General features: G+C 38.0%; 13 protein-coding genes and 1 pseudogene. 12 read left to right on the top strand and 2 right to left on the bottom strand.

Annotation, left to right across the window (positions count from 1 at the left end):
• Window positions 1–564 precede the first annotated feature (564 nt).
• From BAZO_RS07230 to BAZO_RS07245, 4 genes and pseudogenes are all read left to right on the top strand, one after another.
• Entirely contained in the window at window positions 565–846 is a 282-nt protein-coding gene (locus tag BAZO_RS07230; RefSeq protein ID WP_003330718.1) for a hypothetical protein, read from the top strand.
• A 189-nt stretch (window positions 847–1,035) separates the two neighbouring features.
• Window positions 1,036–1,131: pseudogene (locus tag BAZO_RS23385) on the top strand (AIPR family protein); the annotation flags it as partial.
• Window positions 1,132–1,185: 54 nt separating this feature from the next.
• Window positions 1,186–1,548 (top strand): hypothetical protein, encoded by a 363-nt coding sequence (locus tag BAZO_RS07235; RefSeq protein WP_235786712.1) that lies wholly within the window; start codon window positions 1,186–1,188, stop codon window positions 1,546–1,548.
• Window positions 1,549–2,258: 710 nt separating this feature from the next.
• On the top strand, window positions 2,259–3,104 hold the full coding sequence (locus BAZO_RS07245; protein WP_003330722.1) for a flagellin N-terminal helical domain-containing protein: 846 nt from the start codon (window positions 2,259–2,261) through the stop codon (window positions 3,102–3,104).
• A 118-nt stretch (window positions 3,105–3,222) separates the two neighbouring features.
• Here the strand turns inward: BAZO_RS07245 and BAZO_RS07250 are convergent, their stop codons facing one another.
• A complete protein-coding gene (locus BAZO_RS07250) occupies window positions 3,223–3,408 on the bottom strand; it encodes a hypothetical protein (RefSeq protein WP_003330723.1) in 186 nt (61 codons plus the stop codon).
• 234 nt (window positions 3,409–3,642) lie between these two features.
• Between BAZO_RS07250 and flaG the strand changes: the two genes are divergently transcribed.
• Genes flaG through fliT form a run of 4 tightly spaced genes read left to right on the top strand, consistent with a single transcriptional unit; the run spans window position 3,643 to window position 6,917 of the window.
• Window positions 3,643–4,014, top strand: coding sequence for a flagellar protein FlaG (flaG, locus tag BAZO_RS07255; protein ID WP_003330724.1), 372 nt, complete (start codon window positions 3,643–3,645; stop codon window positions 4,012–4,014).
• A 15-nt stretch (window positions 4,015–4,029) separates the two neighbouring features.
• A complete protein-coding gene (gene fliD, locus BAZO_RS07260; RefSeq protein WP_003330725.1) occupies window positions 4,030–6,141 on the top strand; it encodes a flagellar filament capping protein FliD in 2,112 nt (703 codons plus the stop codon).
• Window positions 6,142–6,165: 24 nt separating this feature from the next.
• On the top strand, window positions 6,166–6,564 hold the full coding sequence (gene fliS, locus BAZO_RS07265; RefSeq protein WP_003330726.1) for a flagellar export chaperone FliS: 399 nt from the start codon (window positions 6,166–6,168) through the stop codon (window positions 6,562–6,564).
• Entirely contained in the window at window positions 6,564–6,917 is a 354-nt protein-coding gene (fliT, locus tag BAZO_RS07270) for a flagellar protein FliT (RefSeq protein ID WP_003330727.1), read from the top strand. The genes fliS and fliT overlap by 1 nt, the downstream gene beginning before the upstream one ends.
• 40 nt (window positions 6,918–6,957) lie before the next feature.
• Here fliT and BAZO_RS07275 read toward each other — a convergent pair whose 3' ends face one another.
• Entirely contained in the window at window positions 6,958–7,524 is a 567-nt protein-coding gene (locus BAZO_RS07275; RefSeq protein WP_003330728.1) for a Uma2 family endonuclease, read from the bottom strand.
• Window positions 7,525–7,777: 253 nt separating this feature from the next.
• Here BAZO_RS07275 and hpf point away from each other — a divergent pair, with 253 nt between their 5' ends.
• The 4 genes from hpf to cccB all read left to right on the top strand — a co-directional run bounded on the left by hpf (window position 7,778) and on the right by cccB (window position 13,021).
• A complete protein-coding gene (gene hpf, locus BAZO_RS07280; RefSeq protein WP_003330729.1) occupies window positions 7,778–8,329 on the top strand; it encodes a ribosome hibernation-promoting factor, HPF/YfiA family in 552 nt (183 codons plus the stop codon).
• Window positions 8,330–8,610: 281 nt separating this feature from the next.
• Window positions 8,611–11,127 (top strand): preprotein translocase subunit SecA, encoded by a 2,517-nt coding sequence (secA, locus tag BAZO_RS07285; protein ID WP_003330730.1) that lies wholly within the window; start codon window positions 8,611–8,613, stop codon window positions 11,125–11,127.
• Between the two features lie 123 nt (window positions 11,128–11,250).
• Window positions 11,251–12,352, top strand: a protein-coding gene (gene prfB / locus BAZO_RS07290) for a peptide chain release factor 2 (protein WP_157382088.1) whose coding sequence is annotated in 2 segments (ribosomal slippage) — window positions 11,251–11,322 and window positions 11,324–12,352 — 1,101 coding nt in all. Because the reading frame shifts where the segments join, the coding sequence is not laid out codon by codon here.
• A gap of 312 nt (window positions 12,353–12,664) precedes the next feature.
• Window positions 12,665–13,021 (top strand): cytochrome c551, encoded by a 357-nt coding sequence (gene cccB / locus BAZO_RS07295; protein ID WP_003330732.1) that lies wholly within the window; start codon window positions 12,665–12,667, stop codon window positions 13,019–13,021.
• Window positions 13,022–13,162 lie beyond the last annotated feature (141 nt).

A 13,162-nucleotide genomic window follows, 5' to 3' on the forward strand; every position in this document is an offset into this window, starting at 1 on the left:
CCTGTCTCGAGAGAGTAGAGAAGGTTCAAGGACTAGGATAAACCATCTAAGGCGAAACCTATGATGATGAAATCTATAAGTGAAACAATGGTCTTACTATGAGCTAACCCAATTAGCATTGAAGTTTGGACTAGCTTGCTGTGAAAATTTGAGGGGATAATAGATTTGTCACTATGCTACTCGAAATTTGTCGTTTTTTTCTACATGGTTATTCTTTTTAGCGAAAGGTTTAAGAAGTAATCCATTTGTATGATATTTAGTATAAGATCTAATAGATTGTGGGTGAACAATTTGGACCTTCATAAATAAATAGTTGATCAGCGGGTTCGTAAAATCGTTGATGATAATCATGAGTGGTTTGGTACGAATCTTGATGATGAGAGAAGAATATCCAAAGCATTTGTATTACTAGGGGTTTCTTCTTATTTAAAAATGGATATATCTGAAGCTGCTGAGTTGCTTACGGAAGGTGCAAATGATGCAGGAGTTGATGCACTTCATATATCGGATGCGGATAATTTCTAGTTTACTGTAACCATTTTTCAGGCGAAATATCGTCGGAAATTGACAACAGATGCTCATTTTCCAGAGAATGCATTAGTTCGATTGATCGGTAGCATTCGCTCCATTTTTGATCCGTCAAAAGAAATGACCTTAAATGAAACCTTAAAGACGAAAGTGGCAGAAATTCGTTCATTGATGTCTGAAGGCTACATACCATTTATTAAATGTGTCTGTCTAAGTAATGGATTAGCTTGGAATACTCAAGGGCAGGAACAAATCGACAATTCTGGTTTCTCTAGTGATCAAGTTGTTTTGAACATTACAAACATGACGCTATTGTGAGGGATTTACGCGCCTCGAAGCCAATTAGGGACTCAATACGATTTGCAGGCAAGGGAATTTTAAACGAGTGTTAATTGGAAAGATTAATGTAAATGAAATTGCCGAGTTAATGGACCGTCATGGGAATGGACTACTAGAGAAAAATGTAAGGCAATTTTTAGGGCTGAAAAAAGTAGAGTAAATGAAAGTATTAGAGAAACGCTATTAAGTGAAAAACAAGGGGATTTTTACTTTTTTAATAATGGTATTACAATGGTTTGTAATAAATTTAGGAAAAATGAGTTATTTGGTAGATTCTACGATGAGGCGTTTAATAATGTAAATGGTGCTCAACTTGTGATGGCAGTAAGAATTTATCGCTATTGTGATCGGTTACGAAAGCAACAAAATCTTGTACAACAATACCCGCATTTGCCATATAGCACATACTTTTTAGCGATGCTTATTGGTAAATTGATTTTAAAAGAAACGAACAAAGAGTATAGAGAATTAACGCATGTTACATTTGGTGAAGTTAAGGATTATTTCGAAAACAACAAGAAACAACTTTTTCAGCAAGGAAATGAATTACTAATAAAATCCTTAAATAGGTTATATTCGGATGGATATGAAAAAATTGAATTAAGACGATTGTCGGCAACCTTTAGACGGGAGGATTTATTGTTAGAATTAAAAAAACTTGAAATAATAGAGAACAAATAAAAAGGTTTCCAGAAACCATGCCATCTGGGTTCTGGGTGACAGGCACCGCCCTGGTAAGTCGGTTAGTTCACGGGTATGCCTGTTCTTTTTAATTTGTCGAATTATAATCTACTGTAGGACTATAGGACCAATGTAATCTTGAAAGGTGTTGATGGAATTTGAATGTGAACCATCCGGATTATGACCAATTTGGACAGATGTCATTAGGAACTGTTTGAAGAATTTCTCCTATTATTCACCCCCCGATTTATATGAACAAGTTGATTTTGAAACCCCATCACAATTATTCAGTATATTCCCTTGAACGCAGAAATATTTTCTAATTCTTTGCTGTCGGTGATGAATTATGACTAATGGAACTCATCGATTTTCGGGTGAAAATCAAGAAATAAATGATCTTGCAGAATGTTTTAATTTAAATATGAAATCTGTAATAAAGTATAAAATTGAAACCATAAGGTGAATTGGAATAATTAAAAATGTTCCTCTTTGTGTATAAAATTTCTTGCCAAGTACCAAGGCATACGCCAAACCATTTATATAAAGCTTTTTACTTGTTATTAACATTGCGATCAAACTCCCCACTAAATTTTACGATTAAAGAGGGTTTGAAGATTCATTGTAAACTTAATAAAACTTCTTACATGCCGATAAAAAGGAAAAGGATGGAAATCAGATTGAGTTAATAACCTAGGTAAGGGTGTATCTTTATGCGTATTAATCATAATCCAATCGCATTGACGGCATACTATAACTATATGAAACATCAAAGCTTGCAACAACGTGCATTGGAGCGGTTATCTTCTGGGTTAAGAATTAACCGTGCTGCAGATGATGCGGCTGGATTGGCAATTTCAGAAAAAATGAGAGCGCAAATTCGGGGGTTGAATCAAGCAGCACGGAATGCACAAGATGGTATTTCGCTTATTCAAACTGCTGAAGGCGCTTTGGGGGAGACCCATGCGATTTTGCAGCGGGTTAGGGAACTGACAGTGCAAGCTGCAAATGACACAAATACAGCTTCTGATCGTGAAGCCATTCAAAATGAAATTAATCAACTACTGGATGGAATTCAACATATTAGTGAAACAACTGAATTTAATACGCGACCTTTATTGAAAAATAAAGAAAGTGATCGAAAATCGAAGTTTTCATTGCAAATCGGAGCGAATGCTGGTCAAACTATGTTGATCGAAATTAACGATATGGGTTTAGATTCATTGGGGTTAAGTAAGGACCCGAACAGTGAAAATTACATAGATGTTTCTACACATGAAAAAGCAACATCGGCATTGGAACGTCTAGACGGTGCAATTAAAAAGGTTTCATCAGAACGTTCTAAACTCGGCGCCTATCAAAACCGCTTGGATTTTACAATCTCCAATCTAATGAATACGGAAGAAAACTTACAAGCCGCAGAGTCACGTATTCGTGATGCGGATATGGCCAAAGAGATCATGGAATATACGAAAAGATCTATACTTTCTCAAGTCGCACTAGCAATGATTGCACAAGCGAACCAGCAATCACAAATGATTTTAAAATTATTAACATAGCAAGCTCCCTGTCTTCTTCACCCAACCCTTTCGTGAGGAGTTGGGTCCTTTATTTTCAGTGCAAAATAAAAAACACCGGTATTTGTTTAACCGCATGTTTTCAATAATAGTTAATAAATTATATTTTTATATCCAAAAACTGACTGAAAGGTGATGGCTGTTGGATTTCACGTAGTGTCTTTGTAGGGTCGTTTTTTGCTTCCCGCACCATTTGGTTCAACGCTTGTTCATTTGCCTCTCTGTTGCTTTTTACAATATCCGCAATAATTCCGTTAACAGGAAGCCCCCCAATATTAAAGCTCATATTGTGCTCCTTTCTTTTGCGCATGACAAAAAAGTAGTTTAGTACCTAATTTGAATATTACCAAAAATTCCTTTACTTGAATATATTAAAAATTCGACTAATTAATATCAAAAAGACAACTTTTTAACAGCAGTTGTAACGAGAAAAATTCCTTTCTCAAATACTTGAAAGATAGTAGGGGTGAACCGATATAAACTATAAGAATATGAACTTCCTTTGAAGGGAGAATTTAAAATGGAAATTAGCAATGTGTCAACCCATAGTTTTCCTTCGCAAATTAAAAGTCAAACTATAGAAAAGGCATCTCCCGAAATTAATAAGGAAAACATTGAAGTTAAAGCAAAACATCAGGAGCAACCAAAAGAGATAACTGATAGTGTCAGCAAAGATAAACTAGAAGAGATTGTGAAAAGTATGAATCAATTTTTAATGCCTACTAATACTACATTAAAGTTTACAATGCATGAGGAATTGAAAGAGTACTACGTACAAATTGTCGACGAAAAAACAAAAGAAGTCATTCGTGAAATTCCATCTAAGAAAATGTTAGATATGTATGCGGCCATGAAGGACTTCTTAGGACTTGTTGTCGATCGAAAAATTTAAGGTGGTGTGCATTAAATGAATATGCGAATTGGTGGTCTTGCCAGTGGCATGGATATTGATTCAATTGTAAAAAACTTAATGAAGGCAGAACGAATGCCGCTTGATAAGCTGAAACAGAAGAAGCAAACATTAGAATGGCAGCGGGATGATTATCGCTCAATGAATACATCGCTTCTAGATTTCCGTACGGAATTAACGCAAATGAAACTGACAACGAAATATCGGGCACGGTCGGTGACTTCATCCAATGAAGCGCTGGCAACGGCTACGGCTTCAAGTGCGGCTTCGAGGGGGTCTTATACGATTTCAAATGTAACTCAACTAGCTACTGCTGCCTATCGGGTGAGTGGTAAAGTTACTGGGGATAGTGGACCCAAAATAGACGCTAGTAAATCACTTGATTCACAAACAACTAATTTTGCATCTAATATATCTTGGAAACAAGGTTCTGTCGAAAGCAAAACTTTAACTGGCAATGGAGGAACATCGGGTTTAAATCTCGACTTGGAAAAAAGCGGGGTAAAGATCCTGACTGATAGTATTTCATCGATGTCTGTAAAAGTCAACGGGGTTGCATATGAAGTAGTGGCGGAATTGGATACAGACCCCAAAGTCAGTAAAAATCAGGTGAAGATTGATGAGACGGGGAATTTAGAATTTGGTACCACAATTAAAGAAGGAGCTATTGTAAAAGTTGATTATGTCACAGATAAAAAGGTAGAAGAAACTACATTAGATGCTGATGCTACAACTTTTCAACTTTCGAAGACTAATATTAATATCAAGTCGGATGTAAATAATGATGGTGTAGTTGATGAAAATGATATACAGTTCAAACTGGAAATTGGCGGTATAAGCTATTCGGTTGATACAAATGGAAATATTATTAATAGTGAAAACGATAATGAAGTTTTGGGAACATTTGATAATGAAAAAGGTACTATCCATTTTAATAATAAACAGACAAGTGGAACAACAATAAAGGTTACGTATACTCAAAACTACACAGATTTCTCCGTTACATCCCAAACGTCAAAAGGGGAAGTAAAAGAGAATTTCTTGATTCAGTCTTCTGAAACTTTGAATCAGGTCATTAATAGAGTAAATGCATCTAATGCTGGTGTGTCCATGTTATATGATTCTGCATCAGATAAAATTTCACTAATGAGAAAAGAGACAGGTAACTTTGGTGGAACGTCAGAAGATGATATGACTGTCTCAGGGAGCTTGGGTAGTTCATTATTATTAAATGATGATGACATTACTAATAATGGTGCAAAGAAACAGAAAGGAACAAACGCCGAATTTACAATCAACGGTCTTACAACGAGCCGCTCGTCCAACACCTTCGACATGAACGGTGTCACCATTACCCTTAAAAAGGAAGGACCTGGGGAAACAGCCACTTTGGCTATTAACAATGACAGCAACACCGTCTTCGACAATATTAAGGCATTTGTTGATAAATATAATGAGCTAATTGATAAGATAAATAAGAAAGTTTCAGAAGAAAGATATCGAAGTTATACGCCGTTAACAGATGATCAGCGTGAACAGTTGAGTGATAAACAGCAGGAGCAATGGGAAGAAAAAGCAAAAAGCGGTTTGTTGCGTCGAGACTCGATTTTAACAGGTGCCTTATCTTCTATGCGACAAGACTTTTATTCACCAGTTTCAAATAACCAAACAGACCCGCTATATAGGCAACTAGCTTCTATCGGAATTACTACCACTGCCAACTATTTAGAGGGCGGTAAGCTTGAGATTAATGAAGCAAAATTGAAGGAAGCGATTAATAATAATCCTGAAGCTGTGGAGGCGTTATTTAGAAGCGGAGGGGATTCTTCCGTAGAAAGCGAGAAAGGAATCATCCACCGACTTTATGAATCTGTGAATGGAACGATGGATAAATTGAAGGCAAGAGCTGGTAACGCTTTTTCTACTAATGAGCAATTTACGATAGGAAAAAGCTTAAAAAGTGTTGATGATCAAATTGATCATTTTGAGGACCGCCTGAAACAAATCGAAGACCGTTACTGGCGTCAATTCACAGCAATGGAAAAAGCGATTCAACGTGCGAATTCTCAGTCGTCGTACCTGATGCAGCAATTTAGCGGAGGCAATTAATTTTTACTAGGAGTGAATGATGATATGTCAGTAAATCCATATCAAACGTACCAAAACAACGCAGTGAATACAGCATCCCCTGGGGACTTAACGTTAATGCTTTATAATGGCTGCTTAAAGTTTATCAAACAAGCTAAAATAGCGATTGAAAATAAAGATGTAGAGACAAAACATATGAATCTAGTAAAGGCACAAAATATTATTACTGAATTAATGGTTACATTGAACACGGACTATGAAGTAGGAAAAAATATGATGCAAATGTATGATTACATGAAGCGTCGTTTAATTGAGGCCAATACAAAAAGTGATATTGCAATTCTAAATGAAGTAGAAGGCTATGTTGCTGAGTTCCGCGATACGTGGAAGGAAGTTATCCGTATTAGCCGTCAGCAAAAATATGCAGTTGGTGGACAAGTATAGTGAGTGTAATACAAGAGCTGTACCAGATAACAGAAGCACTTTACCGTGAGGTTCAAAAGCAAGAATCAAAGGATAATCGTGAAGAGCAAATCGAACGAATTAATAAACTCCTTGAAGATCGCCAAAACCTTTTGGATATGCGGCTTCAACCTCCTTTTAACGAGGAAGAAAATAAACTAGGACAGCAAATGGTCCAACTTAATCAGGTCATTGACAGCCAACTTCAAAAAATTTTTGCTGACATCAAAATGGATATTAAAGAGTTAAAAGTTAAAAGAGCAAAATCGACATTGTATTCGAATCCATATGAATCTCTTTCAATGGACGGGATGTTTTTTGATAAAAGAAATTAAAGATAAAAAACGGGGACAAGTTTTAGTCCCCGTTTTCCGTTTAATCCTTATCAAACACTAACAACTTACTAAAAATAGTTTCAAGGTCAATTTTTATACAGGAGAGTAGTTCCGATCGGACAACATCCATATATCCGTATGTGTTAGCAAGAAGGTATTTTTTATCTGTAAGAACAAGTTGATCAACGTATAGATGAACGGGGTCGACAATCCAATATTCTTTTACACCGAATCGCTCGTATACTCTTTTTTTGCGGATTTTGTCATTGTAGCTTGTACTAGGTGAAAGGATTTCAATGATGATGTCAGGGGCTCCAATAATCTTTTTTTCGGTAACAATATGAAGATTTTCGTTCGTAATATAAACGACATCAGGCTGGAATTCGTTTTCCTCATCGAACTTGACGTCGATTGGTGCGGTAAGCACAAGACCTTCAGGAGCACAAAGATCTTCAAAACATTTCCAAAAATAAGTGACTAGTTGTTGGTGTCTAATCATCGGTGCTGCTTGCATTTCATAGCGGATTCCTTCTATTAATTCATACCGTTCCTCTTGGTAATCATATGGATGCAGTTCTTCTGTTACTTTGTTTTTTTTACTTGACATTGCACTCACATCCTTCTTAGGTTTTTGTAATTAGTATACAATATTTTTTAAGAGAATTGGTAATTGATATCTAGCCGAGCAAAAAGGCTTTACGGCAATGTTTTTTTGTCAACATAAATTTCTGCAAAATTCGCCGTGTCACATTTCCTCCATATTTTACAAAAAAGTTTAACATTTTTACTGTTTCAGCAGGAATTGGATAGGGTAAAATAGAAATATAATAACATAGCACAAATCAAGGAGGGGTACCCTTATGAAATTCAACATTCGGGGAGAAAACATCACAGTTACTCCAGCAATCAGAGAATATGTGGAGAAGAAAATTGGAAAGCTTGAAAAGTATTTTGAGCAAAAGCCAACTTCAGATGTGAATGTAAATTTAAGTGTATATAATAACGAGCAAAAAATAGAGGTTACGATTCCTATGACAAATCTTTTGCTTCGTGCAGAGGAAAGTCATGTTGATATGTATGCAGCTGCTGACCTTGTAGTAAACAAGCTAGAGCGTCAAATCCGCAAACATAAGACAAAAGTAAACCGTAAGCTTCGTCAGGCTGAAGAGTCTCCAAGATATGGATTTGCTGAAACTGTTAATGCAAACGGACAAGAAGACCATGGCGACGAAGATTTCGAAGTAGTTCGTAATAAGCGCTTTGACCTAAAACCTATGGATTCTGAGGAAGCAATTCTTCAAATGAATATGTTAGGTCATAACTTCTTCGTATTCGTGAACGCTGAGACAAATAGCACAAACGTTGTTTACCGTCGTAATGATGGCAAATACGGTTTAATTGAAGCTCAATAATGGAGTTAATTTTGAATCTCTTAGGCGCAGTCAACTTTGGCTGCGCTTTTTGAATTGCACATTTCCAACAAATTCTACTACCATTCCACAATACCTACCGGTTGTAATACTTTTTAATAAAATGTTAATATAGAGGGTAGGACTCTTCATTTTTTAAGGGAAGTCCATTACATAGAATTTTGCTTTTATTTTCAGTTTTTTCATATTTTCAAACACATCGGAGTGTGCCGGCAATAGGCGATTTCCGTAATGAATTGATTATAGAGGAGCGTAAAACAGATATGCTTGGAATGTTAAAGAAGGTTTTTGGGGATTCAAATCAACGCTATTTAAATCGTTATCAAAAAATAGCAGATCAAATTGAAGCACTTGAACCAGATATTCAAAAGTTGTCAGATGACCAGCTTCGTGCGAAAACGGAAGAGTTTAAGGCCCGTTATCAAAAAGGTGAGTCATTGGATGATCTTTTACCAGAGGCTTTTGCGGTTGTCCGTGAAGGTTCTGTTCGTGTTTTAGGTATGCGACCATATCCAGTGCAGTTGATCGGGGCGATTTCCCTACATGAAGGTAATATTTCTGAGATGAAAACCGGTGAAGGTAAAACGCTAGTTTCAACAATGCCTGCTTACTTAAATGCGCTAACTGGTAAAGGGGTCCACATTGTAACTGTCAACGAATATTTGGCACGCCGTGACGCTATGGAAATGGGCAAGCTTCATGAATTTCTTGGCCTTACAGTAGGTTTGAACTTAAATAGCCTTACACAAGAGGAAAAACAAGAAGCTTATCGAGCAGATATTACATATGGTACAAACAATGAGTTTGGCTTTGATTATTTGCGCGATAACATGGTGCTTTACAAAGAGCAGATGGTTCAACGTTCGCTTCATTATGCGATCATTGACGAGACTGACTCGATTTTAATTGACGAAGCACGTACACCGCTTATTATATCTGGCACTGCGAAAAAATCAGCCTCACTTTATATTACTGCTGATACATTTGTCCGGACATTGAAGTTGGATGAGGACTACACATATGATGTAAAAACAAAAGGTGTGCAGCTGACCGAGGAAGGTATGGAAAAAGCTGAACGCGCGTTTAAGATTGAAAATTTATTTGACCTTGCCAATGTTCAACTTGTTCACCATATTGACCAGGCTTTAAAAGCCCATGTGAGTATGCATCGTGATGAGGATTATGTTGTTCAAGATGAAGAAGTTGTCATCGTTGACCAATTTACTGGTCGTTTGATGAAGGGTCGCCGCTATAGCGAAGGCTTGCACCAAGCAATTGAAGCTAAAGAGGGCTTGAAGATTCAAAATGAAAGCATGACACTTGCAACAACCACGTTCCAGAACTATTTCCGGATGTATGAAAAGCTTTCTGGGATGACGGGTACGGCAAAAACAGAGGAAGAGGAATTCCGTAATATTTACAATATGAATGTTATTGTCGTTCCAACGAACAGACCGATTGCCCGTAATGACCGTCCCGATTTAATTTATAAAACGATGGCAGGGAAGTTTAATGCGGTTGTTGAGGATATTGCCGCACGCCATCAAACAGGACAGCCTGTTCTAGTTGGTACAGTAAACGTTGATACATCTGAATTAATTTCAGGTCTGTTGAAGAAAAAAGGAATTCGTCATCATGTTTTGAATGCGAAGAACCATGAAAGAGAAGCGGAAATCATTGAAAATGCAGGTCAACTAGGGGCCGTTACAATTGCGACTAACATGGCTGGTCGTGGTACGGACATTAAGCTTGGTGAAGGTGTGCTCGAGCTTGGTGGTTTAGCGGTTATTGGTACGGAGCGTCATGAAAGCCGTCGTATCGATAATCAGCTTCGTGGACGTTCTGGTCGTCAAGGAGACCCTGGTATTACGCAATTTTATTTATCAATGGAAGATGAGTTAATGCGCCGCTTCGGTTCAGATAACATGAAAGCAATGATGGACCGCCTTGGTATGGATGATGATCAACCAATTGAAAGTAAGCTTGTAACAAAAGCGGTTGAATCTGCGCAAAAACGGGTTGAAGGCAATAACTTTGATGCTCGTAAAACATTGCTGCAATATGACGATGTTTTACGCCAGCAGCGTGATGTCATCTATAAGCAGCGTTTTGATGTTTTAGATGCCGAGAATTTAAGAGAAGTTGTTGAAAGAATGATTCGTTCAACAGTTGAGCGCAATATTGATGCCCATATGCCGAAGGATGCCTTACCGGAAGAATGGGATTATAAAGGCATCATTACGTATGTTGAGGGTAATCTGTTAGATGAAGGCAACTTAACGGTAGCTGACATTACTGGTAAAGAACCTGAAGAGGTTGTTGACATTATCCTTGAGCGTGTGAAAGTGGATTATGATGAAAAAGAAGCAGAGCTTTCACCTGAACAAATGCGTGAGTTTGAAAAAGTTATTGTGCTTCGCTCCGTTGACTCTAAATGGATGGATCATATCGACGCTATGGACCAACTCCGTCAAGGTATTCATTTACGTGCCTACGGACAAATCGATCCGTTGCGCGAATACCAAATGGAAGGCTTTGCGATGTTTGAAGCTATGATTGCATCCATTGAAGAGGATGTTGCGAAGTACATTATGAAAGCTCAAATCCGCAGCAACCTAGAGCGTCAAAAAGTAGCGGAAGGCCAAGCAGTCAAGCCAGAAAGCAGCAGCGAAGGCGAAACAAAGAAAAAGCCCTACGTGAAACGCCAAGACATTAACCGCAACGACCCATGCCCATGTGGCAGCGGTAAGAAATATAAACATTGTCATGGGAATCAGTAAGGTATAGTGAACTGCGCTATTGCTACATTTATTCGCTCTCTCTATCGCATGTGGAGAGAGCTTTTGAGTTCATAACATAGGATAGAATAAATTAATTAAATCTTTTAAGAGGTGATTGTGTTAATGGAATTAGTAGAAGTAAGACAGGAACTTGATAAAATTGCTAAAGTATTAGCTGGCTTTAGGGGGTCCCTTTGACCTCGAAGAGAAGGAAAAGAGGATTGCTGAGCTTGATGAAATGATGTCGATGCCGAACTTTTGGGATGACCAACAGGCTGCCCAGCAGGTTATCAATGAGACAAATGCCTTGAAAGACATTGTCGGTGAATATACAGCTTTAAATGAAAGCTTCGACAATCTTGAAGTAACACATGAGCTTTTGAAGGAAGAGTATGATGAAGATCTTCAAAAGGAACTTGAGAAAGAAATAAAAACACTTTCTGAAAGTGTGAGTCAGTTTGAGCTTCAGCTTTTACTAAGTGAGCCATATGATAAGAACAATGCAATTCTTGAGCTGCATCCCGGTGCGGGCGGAACTGAGTCACAAGATTGGGGTTCTTTGCTTCTTCGCATGTACACGCGCTGGGCTGAAAAGAAAGGCTTTAAGGTTGAAACGCTTGACTATCTTGCTGGTGATGAAGCGGGTATTAAAAGCGTGACATTGCTTATTAAAGGCCACAATGCGTATGGCTACTTGAAGGCTGAAAAAGGCGTGCATCGTCTCGTTCGAATTTCACCGTTTGACGCATCCGGCCGCCGTCATACATCGTTTGTTTCCTGCGATGTTATGCCTGAATTTAATGAGGAAATCGAAATTGAAGTTCGCGATGCTGATTTAAAAATTGATACGTACCGTTCAACAGGTGCCGGTGGTCAGCACATCAATACAACCGATTCTGCGGTTCGAATCACCCACCTACCAACTGGTATCGTCGTGACATGTCAATCAGAACGTTCACAGATTAAAAACCGTGAACAAGCAATGAAAATGTTAAAAGCAAAGCTCTATCAGAAAAAAATTGAAGAGCAGCAAGCCGAACTTGATGAAATTCGTGGGGAGCAAAAAGAAATCGGTTGGGGAAGCCAAATCCGTTCTTATGTTTTCCACCCCTATTCATTGGTTAAAGACCACCGCACAAACGTGGAAATTGGTAATACACAAGCTGTCGTGGATGGCGAAATTGATCCATTCATCGATGCTTATCTAAGATCCAGATTAAGTTAATTTTAAATTCAAAGGAAACTTATCAAAAAAGTTTTTATAAAAAATATTTCACCACTATGGATATACTAGGAACCAATTGCAAATACTAATTCCTGTAATCCTACAATGCCGCGGAGCCACGGATTAGCCGCCATTAGCTTTATAAGAGTTTGTTCGAAAAGTTGTCACATTTTCAGGTTTTTCTTGTAAGGGATGCTTCATAAACCTATTGTAGAGGGTTTTACAAGTGTCGAAAATTGTTTATAATAGGGAAGTGTACATACTTATGGTACGCTTGACAAAAATCACCAAATACACAAAGGGGGATTACCAATGAAGAAAAAGTTATTAGCATTATTCATGGGTTCTGCACTTATTCTTGGTGCATGTGGCGGCGGTGGCGACACTGCTAAAGAGCCAGCTGACAACAACGCTGGAAATGGCGACCAAACTGCAGCTCCTGCAGCAGATAATGCAGCAGCTGAGGGATTGTTCGCACAAAGCTGTGCAAGCTGTCATGGTCAAAATCTTGAAGGCGGCGTAGGTCCTGACTTAACTAAAGTAGGAAGCAAATTAGATGCTGCTGGTATCGAAGGCGTTATTACTAACGGACAAGGTGCAATGCCGGCTGGATTACTACAAGGCGACGACGCTAAAGCTGTTGCTGAGTGGTTAGCAACTCATAAGTAATTATTTTCAGTGAGAAGGGCTTCTATATAAGAGGCTCTTTTTTTATCGCTAAAAATTGAAACAAACCTTTACCTTCGCTTAAATCCACATTTGTCGAAAATTCATTCAGTTTGAAACATAATTTTAATAAAATTTTGCCTC

Origin of the sequence: Schinkia azotoformans LMG 9581 (assembly GCF_000307855.1) — a bacterium.
Classification (GTDB): domain Bacteria; phylum Bacillota; class Bacilli; order Bacillales; family Bacillaceae_J; genus Schinkia; species Schinkia azotoformans.